This is a genomic window from Mesorhizobium sp. Pch-S, from assembly GCF_004136315.1.
GTDB lineage: Bacteria > Pseudomonadota > Alphaproteobacteria > Rhizobiales > Rhizobiaceae > Mesorhizobium.
This window is the reverse complement of sequence record NZ_CP029562.1, coordinates 6014994-6031417: the sequence shown is the minus strand read 5'-3', so window position 1 is coordinate 6031417 and position 16424 is coordinate 6014994. Positions and strand designations below refer to the sequence as shown.

The 16424-nt window shown below is 60.8% G+C and carries 12 protein-coding genes and 1 pseudogene; 9 read left to right on the top strand and 4 right to left on the bottom strand.

What is annotated here, in order from left to right:
* Window positions 1-96 precede the first annotated feature (96 nt).
* The 5 genes and pseudogenes from C1M53_RS28420 to gltX all read left to right on the top strand — a co-directional run bounded on the left by C1M53_RS28420 (window position 97) and on the right by gltX (window position 6710).
* On the top strand, window positions 97-810 hold the full coding sequence (locus C1M53_RS28420) for a DNA-3-methyladenine glycosylase I (RefSeq protein WP_129415423.1): 714 nt from the start codon (window positions 97-99) through the stop codon (window positions 808-810).
* Window positions 811-937: 127 nt separating this feature from the next.
* Window positions 938-2614, top strand: coding sequence for an NAD+ synthase (locus C1M53_RS28415; RefSeq protein WP_129415422.1), 1677 nt, complete (start codon window positions 938-940; stop codon window positions 2612-2614).
* Window positions 2615-2616: 2 nt separating this feature from the next.
* Window positions 2617-3021, top strand: coding sequence for a GNAT family N-acetyltransferase (locus C1M53_RS28410; RefSeq protein ID WP_129415421.1), 405 nt, complete (start codon window positions 2617-2619; stop codon window positions 3019-3021).
* Between the two features lie 365 nt (window positions 3022-3386).
* Window positions 3387-5188: pseudogene (locus C1M53_RS28405) on the top strand (ABC transporter ATP-binding protein).
* Window positions 5189-5336: 148 nt separating this feature from the next.
* Window positions 5337-6710 carry a glutamate--tRNA ligase gene (gene gltX / locus C1M53_RS28400; protein ID WP_129415420.1) on the top strand — a complete coding sequence of 458 codons (1374 nt, stop codon included), beginning with the start codon at window positions 5337-5339 and terminating at the stop codon, window positions 6708-6710.
* Here the strand turns inward: gltX and C1M53_RS28395 are convergent.
* The 3 genes from C1M53_RS28395 to C1M53_RS28385 all read right to left on the bottom strand — a co-directional run bounded on the left by C1M53_RS28395 (window position 6628) and on the right by C1M53_RS28385 (window position 11071).
* Window positions 6628-7602 (bottom strand): DUF2865 domain-containing protein, encoded by a 975-nt coding sequence (locus tag C1M53_RS28395; protein ID WP_245488337.1) that lies wholly within the window; start codon window positions 7600-7602, stop codon window positions 6628-6630. The two genes, gltX and C1M53_RS28395, sit on opposite strands and share 83 nt — an antisense overlap.
* A gap of 200 nt (window positions 7603-7802) precedes the next feature.
* On the bottom strand, window positions 7803-10133 hold the full coding sequence (locus C1M53_RS28390; protein ID WP_129415418.1) for an NADP-dependent malic enzyme: 2331 nt from the start codon (window positions 10131-10133) through the stop codon (window positions 7803-7805).
* A 158-nt stretch (window positions 10134-10291) separates the two neighbouring features.
* Window positions 10292-11071, bottom strand: a complete 780-nt coding sequence (locus C1M53_RS28385) for an SDR family oxidoreductase (RefSeq protein WP_129415417.1) — start codon at window positions 11069-11071, stop codon at window positions 10292-10294.
* A 113-nt stretch (window positions 11072-11184) separates the two neighbouring features.
* Here C1M53_RS28385 and C1M53_RS28380 point away from each other — a divergent pair, with 113 nt between their 5' ends.
* The gene (locus C1M53_RS28380) at window positions 11185-12021 is read left to right on the top strand and encodes a UDP-2,3-diacylglucosamine diphosphatase (protein WP_129415416.1); all 837 of its coding nucleotides are present in this window, start codon (window positions 11185-11187) and stop codon (window positions 12019-12021) included.
* Between the two features lie 147 nt (window positions 12022-12168).
* On the top strand, window positions 12169-13383 hold the full coding sequence (locus C1M53_RS28375; RefSeq protein WP_129415415.1) for an MFS transporter: 1215 nt from the start codon (window positions 12169-12171) through the stop codon (window positions 13381-13383).
* On the opposite strand, the gene dgcA is transcribed toward C1M53_RS28375, so the two are convergent.
* Entirely contained in the window at window positions 13354-14334 is a 981-nt protein-coding gene (gene dgcA, locus C1M53_RS28370) for an N-acetyl-D-Glu racemase DgcA (protein WP_129415414.1), read from the bottom strand. The two genes, C1M53_RS28375 and dgcA, sit on opposite strands and share 30 nt — an antisense overlap.
* Before the next feature lie 78 nt (window positions 14335-14412).
* Between dgcA and C1M53_RS28365 the strand changes: the two genes are divergently transcribed.
* Complete coding sequence (locus tag C1M53_RS28365) at window positions 14413-15597, top strand: MlaE family lipid ABC transporter permease subunit (RefSeq protein ID WP_129415413.1); 1185 nt, start codon at window positions 14413-14415, stop codon at window positions 15595-15597.
* A gap of 1 nt (window position 15598) precedes the next feature.
* A complete protein-coding gene (locus tag C1M53_RS28360; RefSeq protein ID WP_129415412.1) occupies window positions 15599-16417 on the top strand; it encodes an ABC transporter ATP-binding protein in 819 nt (272 codons plus the stop codon).
* Window positions 16418-16424 lie beyond the last annotated feature (7 nt).

The window sequence follows — 16424 nt, the reverse complement described above, 5'->3', positions numbered from 1 at the left end:
GCTCCTCCTTGCCGGTGCTTGCGCGGACCGGCGATCTATAGAAGATAGCGCGAACATTTCATCGCGGCCCAAGCCGCAACCCGGGAAGGGCGAGACATGCTCGATTTTCAGCAGATTCGCGCCCGCGCCGCAAAGCGCAAGGGTGGCGATGCGGTTCTCGTGTCGCTGCTGGGGGCGGCGCCCGACAATGCCGCACTTGCAAAGGTGCCTGACGATCGTGTGCTTTCGACGATGGCCGAGCGCGTTTTTGCTGCCGGCTTCGTCTGGAGCGTCATCGAGCAGAAATGGCCGGGTTTCGAGGAAGCCTTTCTCGGCTTCGAACCGAAACGGCTGCTCTTCCAGCCCGATGATTTCTGGCACGAGCTCGCTTCCGACAAACGTATCGTGCGCAATCCACAGAAAATCCGCTCTGTGCGGGACAACGCTGCCTTCGTCGAGCGAGTTTCCGGGGAAAACGGTTCTTTCGGCAAATTCCTGGCGGCCTGGCCGGCGGATGACCAGGTCGGGTTGACCGCCTATTTCGCCAGGCACGGCAGCCGGCTCGGTGGCAACACCGGCCAATATCTGTTGCGCTGGCTGGAGTGGGATAGTTTCATCATCTCGAGGGATATGTCGGCGGCACTGCGCGATGCCGGCCTTGATATCGCCGAAAGCCCCACCTCCAAACGCGATCTCGACAAGATCCAGGCGCAGATCAACGTCTGGGCGACTGAAACCAGCCTGCCGCGCAAACACATTTCGCGCATCCTGTCGATGTCGATCGGCGAGAACCACGCTCCGGAGACCATTCGCGAATACACCGGTGAATGACATGCGAAGCCGGCAGCGTCCGCACAGGAACATGGTGAAATGGAATTATGCTCACATTGAGCATTGGTACAAGCAGTCTCCAGCCTTGTCCGTTGCAGGCGCAAGGTTGCCACGCTAAACCCTTTTCATGACCAAGACCGCTCCCGACACGCTTCGCATTGCCGTTGCCCAGTTGAATCCGACCGTCGGTGACATCGCCGGCAATCTCGCCAAGGCGCGCGAGGCGAGGGCGGATGCTGCCCGCCAGGGCGCAGACCTTGTCCTGTTCACGGAGCTCTTCATTTCCGGCTACCCGCCGGAGGATCTGGTGCTGAAACCGGCCTTTCTCGAAGCCTGTCTGAAGGCCATTGAAGGCTTGGCGCGCGACACCGCAGATGGTGGCCCTGGCATCATCATCGGATTTCCGCGGCAGGGCGAGAAGGGCAAGCACAATTCAGTGGCCGTACTCGACGGCGGCAAGATTCTCTCTACCCGCGACAAGGTTGACCTGCCTAACTATGGCGAGTTTGACGAGAAGCGTGTTTTCTCGGAGGGGTCGATTTCCGGTCCAACCAACTTCCGTGGAATTAGGATCGGCATCCCGATCTGTGAGGAGATCTGGAATGACCTCGGCGTATGCGAAACGCTGGCCGAGAGCGGAGCGGAGCTGCTCCTTGTACCGAACGGCTCGCCTTACTATCGCGGCAAGCTCGACGTGCGCCACCAGGTGGCGTTGCGACAGATCATCGAGAGTGGTCTTCCGCTTCTGTTCGCCAACCAGGTCGGCGGGCAGGATGAGCTCGTCTTCGATGGCGCGAGCTTTGCCTTCAACGCGGACAAGACGCTCGCCTTCCAGATGAGCCAGTTCGAAGAGACACTTGCCGTTACTGAATGGAAGCGTACCGCCGACGGCTGGGTGTGTGCCGAAGGGCCGATGTCGAAAATTCCCGAAAAGGAAGAGGCCGACTATCGCGCCTGCATGCTGGGGCTGCGCGACTACGTCAACAAGAACGGCTTCAAGAATGTGGTTCTGGGCCTTTCCGGCGGCATTGATTCGGCGATCTGCGCCGCCCTTGCCGTCGATGCTTTGGGCGAGGAAAGGCTGCGTGCGGTGATGATGCCCTACCGCTACACTTCCAAGGATTCCCTGAAGGACGCCGAGGACTGTGCGCGTGCGCTTGGCTGCCGCTATGACATCGTGCCGATCTTCGAGCCGGTCGAAGGATTCTCGCATGCGTTGACGCAACTCTTCGAGGGCACGAAGGAAGGTATCACCGAAGAGAACCTGCAGAGCCGTGCCCGCGGCACCATACTGATGGCGATCTCCAACAAGTTCGGCTCGATGGTCGTCACCACCGGCAACAAGTCGGAAATGTCGGTTGGCTATGCCACGCTTTACGGTGACATGAACGGTGGCTTCAACCCGATCAAGGACCTCTACAAGATGCAGGTCTACGCGCTCTCGCGCTGGCGTAACACGCATGTGCCGCCGGGCGCGTTGGGCCCTTCAGGGGAGGTCATTCCGAAGAACATCATCGACAAGGCACCGTCGGCTGAACTGCGCCCGAACCAGACCGACCAGGATTCGCTGCCGCCCTATCCGGTTCTCGATGACATCCTGGAGTGCCTTGTCGAGAATGAGATGGGGGTCGATGATATCGTCAAGCGCGGTCACGATCGCGCTACCGTCGAGCGCATCGAGCACCTTCTCTACATTGCCGAATACAAGCGTCGTCAGGCCGCTCCAGGCGTGAAGATCACCAAGAAGAACTTTGGCCGCGATCGCCGCTATCCGATCACCAATCGTTTTCGCGATCGGGCTTGATCGTGGCGGAAGTCGAGATTTCCTTCGACCCTGGGCGTATCGATTTCGCTGCGACATCCGAGGCGATCAAGCAGAGCTACTGGGGCGCGCAGCGCAGCGACGACATCCACCGCCGCGCCTTCGACAACTCACTCTGTGTTGCGGCTTTCATGGACGGCGAGCAGGTGGGATTTGCCCGCGTGATCACCGACTATGCCTGTTTCGCCTATCTGTGCGATGTCATCGTATGGCCGGATCGCCGCGGTGCCGGCATTGGCAAGAAGCTGATCCAGGCGCTGCTCGACCATCCGGATCTTGCCGCCGTGGGAGGCTGGAGCCTGCGTACCGCGGACGCGCATTCGCTCTATACCGGTTTCGGTTTCGAGGTTGCCAGCGATGGCAAGACGATGCATTTCAGGCGCCGCTGATTGCTGCCGCCCGTGATGCGAGTGTTGCAGCATAGCCTCACCGGTTGTGCCAAGGCAGTTTTGTGACAGCCGCGGGGTTGGCGCGGTAAAACGCCTCTCCTATAAGTCTCCATCCGCGATTCCCTGACCGGGAGGATACGAATGATGGCATTTGAAAAATCGATACGAGGTAACGAGGCCTAGGTCTTCGAGGCTGTTCCTGCGGGAACATGCCATCGCAGAATAGGCTTTGGAATGCCTCGACCGCCACCCTTTCGGGTCGGTCAGATCCATTTTCGCATCCGCATACACGACGGCCACGGGCCCTCAACGCGGTGTTTTCTTCGCTTTTTTTGGGATCAGGCACGATTGTGCCTGCAAACATCATGACTCGTTTCAAGATCGATTTGCGCGCTGGCGCATTCGGCAGCGTTCTTGGCTTCACCCTGGCGCACTGGCGGCGCCAGCCGTTCAGGGTGCTGTTCATCATGCTGATGATTTTGCTTTCGACGATGGCCGATGTGCTCACACCGCTCTATTCCGGCCGTCTCGTCGACGCCGTGGCATCGGGTGCCGCATCAAGTGACGAGGCATGGAATGCCGCCGTCACTGCATTCGCGGCATTGATCGGACTGGCATTGTCCTCGGTTATTTTCCGCAATTTCGGTTTCTACGGCATCGTGGAGCTGACGCTGAAGATGATGTCGGATATCTGCGCCGATGCTTTCCATCGCGTCCAGCGCTTCTCGACCGACTGGCACCCAATTCGTTTGCCGGCTCAACAGTCCGCAAAGTCACCCGCGGCATGTGGGCGCTCGACCTGTTGAACGACACGATCCTTGTCGCGTTGTTTCCCTCCGTCGTCATGCTTGTAGGCTCGACTGTGCTGCTCGGCTGGTACTGGCCAATGATGGGTCTTGTCGTTGCGATCGGCTCGCTTGTTTTCATCGCCGTCACGGCAATCCTGTCGCTCGCCTATGTCGCACCCGCTGCAAGGCTCGCCAATTCATGGGACACGCGGCTTGGCGGCTCGCTTGCGGATGCGGTCAGCTGCAATGCGGTTGTGAAAGGCTTCGGCGCGGAGACACGCGAAGAGCAGCGGCTGGCCGAGGTGGTCACCAAGTGGCATCACCGGACGGGGCGCACCTGGAACCGGGGCACGGTCAACGGCACCACGCAGGGCGTGATGTTGCTGATCCTGCGCGCTGCGGTGATTGGTGTCGTTCTGTTGTTGTGGCTGCGAGGGCAGGCAACCGCCGGCGATGTCGCCTTTGTGCTGACATCCTTCTTCGTGCTGCAGGGATATCTGCGCGACATCGGCATGCATATTCGCAACCTTCAGCGCTCGATCAACGACATGGAGGAACTGGTCGACTTTCAGGCGCAGCCGCTCGGTATAGAGGATGCGCCGGGAGCCGAGCCGGCCCATATCTCTGACGGCGGCATCGTGTTCGACCACGTCACCTTCCACTATGGCAACCATCGCGAGCCGCTTTACCGCGACTTCTCGGTGGCGATCGAGCCAGGTGAGCGTGTTGGCCTCGTCGGCCATTCGGGGTCGGGCAAGACGACCTTCGTCAAGCTGATCCAGAGGCTCTACGACATCAGCGGCGGCCGCATCGTTATTGATGGCGAAGACATCTCGCAGGTCACGCAATCGTCGCTGCGCCAGCAGATCGCTATCGTTCAGCAGGAACCGATCCTGTTCCATCGCTCGCTTGCTGAAAACATCGCCTATGCCAGGCCCGAAGCCACCCAGGCGGAGATTGAGGAAGCGGCACGCCTTGCCAGTGCGCATGACTTCATCACCCGGCTGCCGAAGGGCTACGGCACGCTGGTCGGCGAACGCGGTGTGAAGCTTTCAGGTGGTGAGCGTCAGCGTGTGGCGATCGCCCGTGCATTCCTGGCGGATGCACCGATCCTGATCCTCGACGAGGCGACCTCAAGTCTCGATTCGGAATCGGAGGTCCTGATCCAGCAGGCAATGGAAAGGCTGATGGTCGGGCGCACCACGCTGGTCATCGCACATCGGCTCTCCACCGTGAGGGCACTGGACCGCCTGCTGGTCTTTGATCGGGGCAAGATCGTCGAAGAAGGCTCGCATGAAGAGCTTATCCGGCTGAGCGGTGGCATCTACCGCCGGCTGTTCGAGCGACAGGCGCTTGAATTGACCAAGGGCCTGGTCTGATCCGGCAGTCCTTTGCAAATAAAGCGGGCCGCTTCGAAAGAGGCGGTCCGTTGCTTTTTTTGCTTGATCGGAATTGACCATATTTCCGACGGATCGAGGTTTTAAGGCCCGCCTTGCCAAGGTCCAACTCATCCGCTACGCCCCGTTCATGACAGTTACCGTCCGTTTTGCCCCATCTCCCACCGGCCGCATCCATATCGGCAACGCGCGCACCGCGCTTTTCAACTGGCTGTTTGCGCAAAAGCACAAGGGCCGCTTCATTCAGCGTTTTGACGATACCGATACGGTGCGCTCGAAACAGGAATACGCCGATTCCATCCTCTATGATCTGCATTGGCTGGGCATCTTCCCGGATGCCACAGACTATCAGTCGCGGCGCGTGCACATCTATGATGCCGCTGTTGAGCGACTGAAGCAGGCCGGGGTGCTTTATCCCTGCTTTGAAACGCCCGAGGAACTGGACCTGCGGCGCAAGATCCGGCGTACACGTGGCTTGCCGCCCGTCTATGGACGGGAGGCACTGACCTTGACCCCCAAGCAGCTCGCCGATCTCGAGGCCGACGGTCGTCGTCCGCACTGGCGTTTCCTGTTGCCGAACTTCAAGGGGGATCCACAGGAGCCGGAGCGCACGGATATCCATTGGAACGACCTCGTTCGTGGCGAGGAGACCGTCGATCTGGCCTCCGTGTCGGATCCGGTTCTGGTGCGCGAGGATGGTACTTATCTCTACACGCTGCCGTCAGTGGTCGACGACATCGAGATGGGCGTCAGCCATGTCATCCGTGGCGATGATCATGTCACCAATACCGGTGTGCAGATTGCCTTGTTCAAGGCATTGGGAGCTGAGGTGCCGGTATTTGGCCACCACAATCTCTTGACCACGACAACGGGTGAGGGGCTTTCGAAACGCACCGGCTCGCTCTCGATCGAAGGGCTGCGTTCAGACGGTATCGAGCCGATGGCGGTCGCTTCCCTCGCCGTCCTGATCGGCACCTCGGAAAATGTCCAGCCGATGCAGAACATGAGCGAACTGGCAGCCCATTTCGACCCTGCCGCGACATCCAAATCCGCCGCCAAGTTCGACCCGGAAGAGTTGGTCGTGCTGAACCGTGGTCTGATGCATACGCTTTCCTTCGCAGACGCGCGTGACCGCCTTGCGGTGCTTGGCGTATCCGGCGATCAGGCTGAACAGTTCTGGAACATCGTGCGCGGCAATCTCGACCGTTTGAGTGATGCGGTTTCCTGGTGGCGTATCGTTCAGGACGGTCCGCTCGACAAACCTGAATTCGAACCCGAAGAGCTGCAGTTCGTGCGCGAAGCGTTCGATCTCTTGCCGGAAGAGCCCTGGACGGCAACGGTGTGGAAGGACTGGACCGCTCGGGTCAAGGATGCAAGCGGACGCAAGGGCAAGGCGTTGTTCCTGCCGCTCAGACTGGCGCTTACCGGACTTGTTTCAGGGCCGGAGCTTGCAGATCTATTGCCGCTTCTGGGTCGGGAAGGAACGTTGGCCCGACGACCCTGATCTTGCGCTGTTCCGGTGGCAAAACCGAAACCGGAGAGACGTCGGGTTTCTTCACCATCTGTTTCATGATCGCGGTGTCGAACCCTCCCGCCGCATTGGCGAGCGTCTCGGGATCATCGGCGGGATCTGGCTTGTCTGTCGGTGTCGGCAGGAAGCGGCTGCCGGAACCGGCATTGGCTTCGGGCTGCGCGATCGGCGGGTTGCCGGCGATGATCTTGAAATTCTGCGCTGCGTTGCAGCCGCAACCTTGCGGCAGCGGTTGATCGGGACGCTTGTAGAGAAAAGCCGACGGAAGTTCAGAATAGGGGCGTCCGGTTCGTGACGACGTCATCGCCGCGGGGTCGCCTGTCATGCCACGCGAATAGAAAACCTGCATTTCCGTGCCGGGGCAGCCCGCGTTGCAACGGTTCTGGTCGCGCTGGAAGTCGCTGACAGTGGCGGCATTCGACATCGGGAAGAAGTAGCCATCGCAGGTGCGCACACACATGGTGCGGAATTGGCCGGATGGCGACGGGACGAAGGCTGCACCGAGCGCTGCCTCTTCTGGTTCGGCTTCCTGCCCACCGTCCGGTTCGTCTGCCTGAACGCGCTTTTGTTCCACCGCCTTGCCGTCGCAGTCGTTGCTTTCAAGCGCCGCCAGCAGGCGGCTTCGATCGCGACGCGGTGAGCCATTTCCCATTTGCGCACGCTTGCGCTGCAGCTTGTCGAGATTGGCGTTCATCCGGTCGATAGCCGTGTTGAGCGCCGCGCATTGGCTGACACTGCCTCCGAACAACGAAAAACCGCAGCCGGCGTCGCGCGCCTGGGCGCGTGCCTTGGCCAGTTCATTGTTCTGGCGGGCGATGGCACCGTCATAACGGCGCTGCTGGCCGGCACCTCCGCCTTTTTGCACGGAAGCGAGCTCCGCTCGCAGCTGACGGCAGACACGAGAGGCCGCCTCGGCGCTTGTCTGGGAACAAAAGACCAGCGCGATGACGCAAAGCAGCGTCCATGCAAGCGCCTGTCTTCGATTCGCCCCGGTCATCACCCGCATTGCCCGCCTGTGTCGGGCAATGAAAATAAGGCGGGCCGGTTAAGCTTCTCTTGAGCCGGTCAGCCACGCGGCGCATGAAGCGCCGCCTGTGCCTTGTGTGATGCCTCGACGACGGCCAATGCGGTCATGTTGACGACGCCGCGCGAGGTCACCGAAGGCGTCAGGATGTGTGCCGGCATATCGGTGCCGAGCAGGATCGGGCCGACATGCAGCGCATCCAGCATTGTCCGAAGTGCCGTCAATGTGATGTTGGCGGCATCGAGGCTGGGAAATACCAGCAGGTTGGCTTCGCCCTTCAGCCGCGAGTGTGGATAGACGCGCTGACGCAGGTGCTCGGACAAAGCCGAATCCGCATGCATTTCACCGTCGCATTCCAGTTCCGGCGCGATACGCGCCAGGATTTCGGCAGCCTTGCGCATCTTCAGAGCGCTTGGCGCATCGCGCGAGCCGAAATCCGACAGCGAGAGCAGTGCCGCCTTCGGCTCGATGCCGAAGCGGCGGATTTCCTCGGCGGCCAGGATGGTCATCTCGGCAATCTCTTCGGCGCTTGGATCGATCGAGACATAGGTGTCGGTGAGGAACAGGACGCCGCGCTGCGAAATCAGCATCGAAAGCGTTGAAAGGTCATGATCGGTGATGCCTGGGCGTGGTCCGATGATCAACGTGACGTTGCGCAGATGACGTGCGAAACGACCTTCGAGACCGCAGATCATGGCATCCGCATCACCGCGTTTCACCGCAAGGGCAGCAATCACCGTATTGTCGGTGCGCACCATGGTGCGGGCAGCCTCCGGGGTGACGCCGCGTCGGCCGCCCAGCTCGATCAGGAGGTCGACATAATGGCGGTAGCGCGGGTCTTCCTCGGGATTGATCAGACCGAAGTCGACGCCGGGCTTGATGCGCAGGCCATAGCGTTTGAGACGAACCTCGATCACATGCGGACGGCCGATCAGGATCGGCTCGGCGATACCTTCCTCGAGTACCACCTGGGCTGCCCGCAGCACCCGCTCGTCCTCGCCATCGGCATAGATGACACGCTTGGCGCTTGAGCTTCGGGCGGTCGAAAACACCGGCTTCATGACAAGGCCGGAGCGGAAGACGAAGCGGTTCAGCTTGTCGAGATACACGGCCATATCCGCGATCGGACGTGTGGCGACGCCAGTATCGCAGGCTGCCTTTGCCACCGCTGGCGCGATGCGCAGGATGAGACGCGGATCGAATGGTGATGGGATCAGGAAATCCGGCCCAAAGATCGGCGTTTCGCCGGAATAGGCGCGCGCTGCGACGTCCGAAGGCTCCTCGCGTGCAAGTGCTGCGATCGCGCGCACCGCAGCCATCTTCATTTCTTCATTGATGGCGCTTGCGCCGCAATCCAGCGCGCCGCGGAAGATGTAGGGAAAACAGATGACGTTGTTGACCTGGTTCGGGAAATCCGAGCGTCCGGTACAGATCATGGCGTCTGGGCGGGCAGCCCGCGCGACTTCCGGCATGATTTCGGGCGTTGGATTGGCCAGTGCCAGGATCAGCGGTTTCTCGGCCATTCCCTGAAGCAGTTCGGGCTTGAGCACACCGGCGGCAGACAGGCCGAGGAAAACATCGGCACCCGGAATGACATCGGCCAGCGTCCGCGCTTCGGTGTCCTTGACGTACGGATCCTTCCAGCGATCCATCTCCTCGGCGCGGCCTTTGTAGGCAACGCCAAAACGGTCGGTGACCCAGATATTCTCGATGCTGGCACCGAGCGAAACGAGCAGGTTGAGGCAGGCAAGCGCCGCCGCGCCGGCTCCCGACGTCACGATCTTGACGTCCTCGATCTTCTTCCCGGCCAGCTCCAGCCCGTTAAGCACGGCAGCTGCGACGATAATGGCGGTGCCGTGCTGATCATCGTGGAATACCGGAATGCCCATGCGGGCCTTCAACTGCTCCTCGACTTCGAAGCATTCGGGTGCCTTGATATCCTCCAGATTGATGCCACCGAAGGTCGGCTCCAGTGCCGCGACCGTCTCGACCATGCGGTTGATCTCAGGTGCCTCGATTTCGATGTCGAAGACGTCGATGCCGGCGAATTTCTTGAATAGGACCGCTTTGCCCTCCATGACCGGCTTGGAGGCCAGTGGGCCGATATTGCCAAGGCCGAGCACGGCCGAGCCGTTCGAGATCACGGCGACCAGATTGGCACGCGCCGTGTAGTCGGCGGCAGTCGCCGGATCATCCTTGATGGCAAGGCATGGCGCAGCGACACCCGGAGAATAGGCGAGCGCAAGGTCGCGCTGGTTGCCAAGCGGCTTGGTCGCCTGGATCTCAAGCTTTCCGGGGATGGGATGTTTGTGGAAGAAGAGCGCGGCCTCATCCAGATCCGAACGTGCCGTCTTGCTCTTGTCGCCTGCCATGCTTCCCAGCCTCCTGTTGCGTCACCCCTTTTAGCATGTGCCGATGTTTTTTCGAGACGCGATGTAACGCATCTCCGCGTTTTTCAAGCCGACGAAAAACAAAAGTATATCAAAGCATTGTCGGCAGAAATTGCGAGCAGGCCCGCAACTTTCCCTGGCTAGAAGGCGCTGACGTAAAGCCCGCCATCGACCGGAATGTTCTGCCCGGTCAGATATCCCGCATGGACCGAGCACAGGAAAGCGCAAATCTGGCCGAACTCGTCCGGCGTTCCCAGTCGCTTGGCAGGGATGTCGGCGGCAAGACGCGCCCTGCGCTCCTTGGCGGCGTCCGCCGTCTCGATCGAGCCAGGTTCGTGTGGCCCGCGCAGGCGGTCGGTATCCAGCTTGCCGGGCAGCATGTTGTTGATGGTGACATTGCGGTCGATGACCGTGCGGGCAACGCCGGCAAGAAAGGACGTCAGTCCAGCCCTTGCGCCGGAAGACAGATCGAGACCGGGAATCGGGACATAGACCGAGAGCGAAGTGATGTTGACGATGCGCCCGAAGCCGCGGGCCGCCATGCCGTCAATGACGGCCTTCACCAGCTCGATTGGCGTGACCATGTTGTTGGTGACGCCTTCCAGGATCTTTTCGCGATCCAGTTCGCGGAAGTCGCGATAGGGTGGCCCGCCATTGTTGTTGACCAGGATGTCCGGATCCGGACAGGCAGCGATCAAGGCCTTCTGGATCTCGGGTTTCGACACATCGCCGACCACTTCGACGACGCGAACGCCGAACCGTTCGCGGATTTCCGCCGCGGTTTTCGCCAGGAGCACGGGATCGCGGCCATTGACCACGAGATCGCACCCGGCTTCGGCCAGCGCCATCGCGCACCCGCGCCCCAGTCCCTTGCTCGATGCGCAAACGATCGCCTTCTTGCCGCGAATGCCGAGATCCATGTCCGAAACCTCCGATTGGTTGCGCAAGGCTAGCGAAAGGACTGGCCTAATCGCAACCGTCATACGGTTGTTGCATGAATCGAGGCATAGCCAGCGCGAAAGGTGAGATCGCGATGTCCAGCGCCAAACCACGCATGTTCCGCTCCATCTTCATCTCGGATGTGCATCTGGGATCGAAGGCGGCCAAGGCCGAGTTTCTGATCGACTTCCTGCGTCATCACGATGCCGATACGATCTTCCTTGTCGGCGACATCGTGGACGGGTGGCGGCTGCGTCGCAGCTGGCATTGGCCCCAGGCCCACAACGACGTGGTACAGAAACTGCTGCGCAAGGCACGCAAAGGCAGTTCAATCACCTATATCGCCGGCAATCACGACGAGTTCGCCCGCCAGTTCCAGGGCGTGCATTTTGGCGGCATCGTGGTGGCCGACCGCGCCATCCATGAAACGGCCGATGGCCGCCGCATGCTGGTCATCCATGGCGACCAGTTCGATACGGTCGTGCACAATGCGCGCTGGCTCGCTTATTTCGGTGACTATGCCTATGACGCGGCCATGCTGATCAATCGCGGTGTCAGCCGCTTCCGCAAGGTCTTCGGCATGCCGTATTGGTCGTTCTCGTCCTGGGCCAAGGTCAAGGTGAAGAAAGCCGTGAACTTCATCGGCTCCTTTCAGAATGTGCTTACCGAAGAAGCGCGACGGTCGGAGGTCGATGGTGTGATCTGCGGGCACATCCACCACGCAGCAATCGAAACCGTCGACAGCGTCCAGTACATCAACACCGGCGACTGGGTGGAAAGCTGCACGGCCGTGGTCGAGCATTTCGATGGCCGTTTCGAGATCCTGCATTGGGCGCATGTCATGCCCGAAGCGCCATCGGCGGAACCGGTACTGGTGCCGGTGACATTTGATGTCTTGCCGACCAAGGTCCGGGCGGCGGAAGCGGCTTGACGATTGCCGAGGCCCGCAAGTCTCCGTGCCCTGTAATATTTGACATAAATCGATTAGGCCAACCAGTTTCTGGCGACTGGCAGGCATGATAGAGCAGGGCTGTTGACCGGCCATTTTGCCGGCAGCAGTTGCCGATTGCCTTTTTTGATGTCCCTGCCACCGCTTTCGCCTGAACAGCAGATCAAGCCGCGCAACTATGAACTGCGCATGGCGCTGGTTTTCTTCACCGTTCTGGTGCCGAGCGGCATCTACCTGCCTTATTTCCCGCTCTGGCTGGAGGCACACGGTTTCAGCCCGGAAAAGATTGCCGTCATTCTGTCCGCACCCATGTTCCTGCGTGTGGCGACGACCCCACTGTTCACCTCCCTGGCCGACAAGGCGAATGACCGTGTACACGTCTATCTGGCGCTCGCTGTCGCCTCGGTGATCGTTTCTGCAGGTTACTTCCTGCCGCCGGGCTATCTTACCGTGCTGGCGGTTTCACTGGTTCTGGCCGTTGTCTGGACACCGCACTCGCCGATTGCCGATTCGCTGGCGCTATCGGGCGTGCGCCGCTTCGGCGCCAATTATCCGCGCATGCGAATCTGGGGATCGATTTCCTATCTCTGTGCCAATCTCGTTGGCGGTTTCATCCTGACCTCGACCGGGGCAGGCGCGGTGCCGATCATGTTGTTCGTGTCGTTCCTGGCGATCGTCGCCATCGGCTTGATGGCTCCCCGCATGGGAAGGCCGAGACGCGCCTCGCCGCTCTCTGCGACCGACCTTCAGCAGGCGGTGCCCAGCTTGCGCAATCGCTACTTCCTTTATTTTGCCACCGGCGCCGGTGTCCTTGTCGGCAGCCATGGCTTTCTCTACGGATTTTCTTCCATCTACTGGAAATCGTTGGGAATAAGCGATTCCGTCGTGGGTTTTCTGTGGGCCTTCGGCGTGGTTTGCGAAGTCGGCATGTTCATGGCCTTCAACCGGCTGTTCAGCCACGTTCCGGTCGTTCGCGTGATGATGTTGGCCGCCGGCGGCGCCATCGTGCGATGGATCGCATTTCCGCTGATCTGGCCTCTCGGTCTCGGCGTGGCTGGCTTCTTCGGCCTGCAGGCGCTGCACGCCATTTCGACCGCGCTGGTGTTGATCGGCCTGCAGAAGATGATCGGCGAAACAGTTGCTGAGGAACGCACCGGCGCTGCTCAGGGGATTGCTTTTTTTGCCAACGGCTTCGCCATGGCCGCTGTCACGCTGGCTTCCGGCCCGCTTTACCAGAGCTTCGGGGTTGATGGGTTCTATGCCATGGTGCCGGTGGCGGCGCTGGGCCTCGCGCTCATCCTGCTGGCGGCGCGCTCAGCCCCACAACGCACCATCAGGCGGTGAAACCAGCGACCCTTGATAGGCAAGGCCAGGTTCCCGATCGCGTGACAGCAACAGGGGGCCGTCGAGGTCGACATAGTCGGCGCCTTGCGCCAGGAGTATCGCCGGCGCCATGGCAAGCGACGTGCCCACCATGCAGCCGACCATGACACCAAGACCAGCCTCCCGGGCACGGTCGCGCAGCTTGATCGCCTCGGTCAGGCCGCCGGCCTTGTCGAGCTTGATGTTCACGGCGTCATAGAGGCCGACCAGCGCCTCGATGTCCTCGGCAGCATGCACGCTCTCGTCGGCACAGATCGGAATTGGACGGGAAATGTGCCTCAGCTTGCCGTCACGACCGGCGGGCAAAGGCTGTTCGATCAGCGCGACACCAAGAGCCGCCGCGGCAGCGATGTTCTCCGCGACATTGTCATCGGTCCAGCCTTCATTGGCATCCAGGATCAGCCTGCTCCCGGGGGCTGCGTCTCGAACGGCACGAATACGCGTGGCATCATTCTCACCGCCGAGCTTGACCTTGAGCAGCGGCCGAGCCGCGTTGGCGCGGGCTTGCGCAGCCATCGCCTCGGGCTCTGCAAGCGACAGGGTGTATGCGGTTTCGAGTGCTACGGGGGAGATTCGAAGCATCCGGGCAACCGTCGTCCCTGTGATCTTGGCTTCGAGATCCCACAAGGCACAGTCGACCGCATTGCGGGCCGCTCCGGCTGACATCGCGGTTTGTAACCGGGTGCGGTCCAGGCCGGACTCCAGCGCGGCGCGCATCGCTTCGATCGCTGCCATGACGCCTTCGTTGGTTTCGCCATAACGCCTATAGGGTACGCATTCGCCGCGTCCGGTGTGATTGCCGTCGCGGATGGTGCAGGTAATGACCTCGGCTTCCGTCTTGGAACCGCGTGCGATGGTGAAGACGCCGGCGATCGGAAAACGTTCGGCATCGACCGAAATGACACGCACCATTTTTTTCTGCTCCGGTAATACTGGCGTAATGCCGCCGGTAAATCGACAGGCCTGTCCCGTCGAGATAAACAGGATGGCATGTTGACGATCCGCAAACGCGACGCAAGCGACAACGCCGCCACGGCGAGCCTTGAGCCGCGCGTCGTCGTCAGCGAGAGCGATGGAACGCTTGGCTGCGCCTTTCACGGCAACTGGACGACACGCCGCGTCGCACAAGTTGACGCCGATATGCGTCAACTGGAAAAACGAAATGATTTCAAATCGGTGTCGCTTGATTTCTCAAGTATAGCACGCATGGATACGGCCGGCGCCTGGTTGATCGCGCGGCTGATCAATGCCTATGAGAAGCGTGGCGCGCAGATCGAGCAGGTCGGGCAGAATGAGACGGTCAAGACGCTGATCGACGCTGTCTTCGAAGCTGTCAGCAGGGCCGAACTCGGCAAGGCGATTCCCCAGCCGAACATCGTTGTTCGTGCTCTGGAGTTGATCGGGCGTCGTGTCTGCGAGGCCGGAGACGACTTCCTGGCCGGAATGAACATTTTGGGCGCCACGATCCGGGGCGCTCAGATGAAGCTTGGGCGCGGTCATGCGGTCAATCCGGCGGCGATCTTCAACCAGCTGGATCGCATGGGCGTGGGCGCGGTGCCCGTCGTGCTTTTGATGTCGACCATCGTCGGTGCCATCGTGGCGCAGCAGGGCGCATATCAGTTGCGTTACTTCGGTGCCGACATCTTCGTGGTCGATCTGGTTGGCGTTCTGGTGCTGCGCGAGCTCGGCGTGCTGATGACGGCAATCATGATTGCCGGCCGTTCTGGCAGCGCGATCACCGCCGAGATCGGTTCCATGAAGATGCGCGAGGAAGTCGACGCGCTGAAGGTCATCGGCCTCAATCCGATCGGCGTACTGGTATTTCCACGTCTCGTCGCCCTGGTCATAGGCCTGCCGTGTCTCACCGTGCTGGCCAATTTTGCGGCCCTTGGCGGTGGTATCTTCGCGGCCTGGGCCTATTCCGACATTCCCCCGGCGGCCTTCATCGACCGGCTCAAGGTCGCCATCGATCTCAGCACGATCTTCGCCGGCCTGATCAAGGCGCCGTTCATGGCCATCATCATCGGCACCATCGCCTCAGTGGAAGGGCTGAAAGTCGGCGGAAGCGCCGAATCGCTTGGACTGCATGTCACCCAGTCGGTGGTGAAATCCATCTTCGTCGTCATCATCCTGGATGGGCTCTTTGCCCTTTTCTATGCGTCGATCAGTTTCTGACATGGCAATCGTCGAACAACACGCCGAACATACCAACGACGAGCACGACGACGTCGTGCTGTCGGCGAGCGGCATCAAGGTGGCGTTTGGCGAGACAGTCATCCTCGACGATCTGTCGCTGGATATCCGACGCGGAGAGATCCTCGGTTTCGTCGGGGCTTCGGGTGCCGGCAAGTCCGTTTTGCTGCGCACCGTGCTCGGCCTGGTGAAGAAGCAGGCCGGCACGATCAGGCTGTTCGGCGTCGATGTCGATAACGCCAGCGATGCAGAGCGGCTGCGCATCGACATGAGGCTTGGTGTGCTGTTCCAGCAGGGGGCGCTGTTTTCGGCGCTTACGGTGATGGAGAATGTCCAGGTGCCGATGCGCGAATATCTGGATCTGCCGCGAAAGCTGATGGACGAACTGGCCATGCTCAAGATCGAGCTGGTCGGCTTGCCGCCCGATGCCGCGCGCAAGTACCCTTCGGAACTTTCCGGCGGCATGATCAAGCGTGCCGCCCTTGCGCGCGCCCTGGCTCTGGATCCGGAGATCGTGTTCCTCGACGAGCCGACTTCCGGTCTCGACCCGATCAGCGCGGCCGAGTTCGACGAGCTGGTGGTCAAGCTGCGCGATACGATGGATCTGACGGTCTACATGGTGACGCACGATCTTGATTCGCTTTTCACTGCCTGCGACCGCATCGCGGTTCTCGGCAAGAAGCGAGTGCTGGTGCAAGGCACCGTCGAGGACATGCTGAAGAGCGAAGAACCCTGGGTGAAGTCCTATTTCCGCGGAAAACGAGCACGGCAGCTTGATCTTGCAACGCGCGCGCAGCCATAAGTGAAGC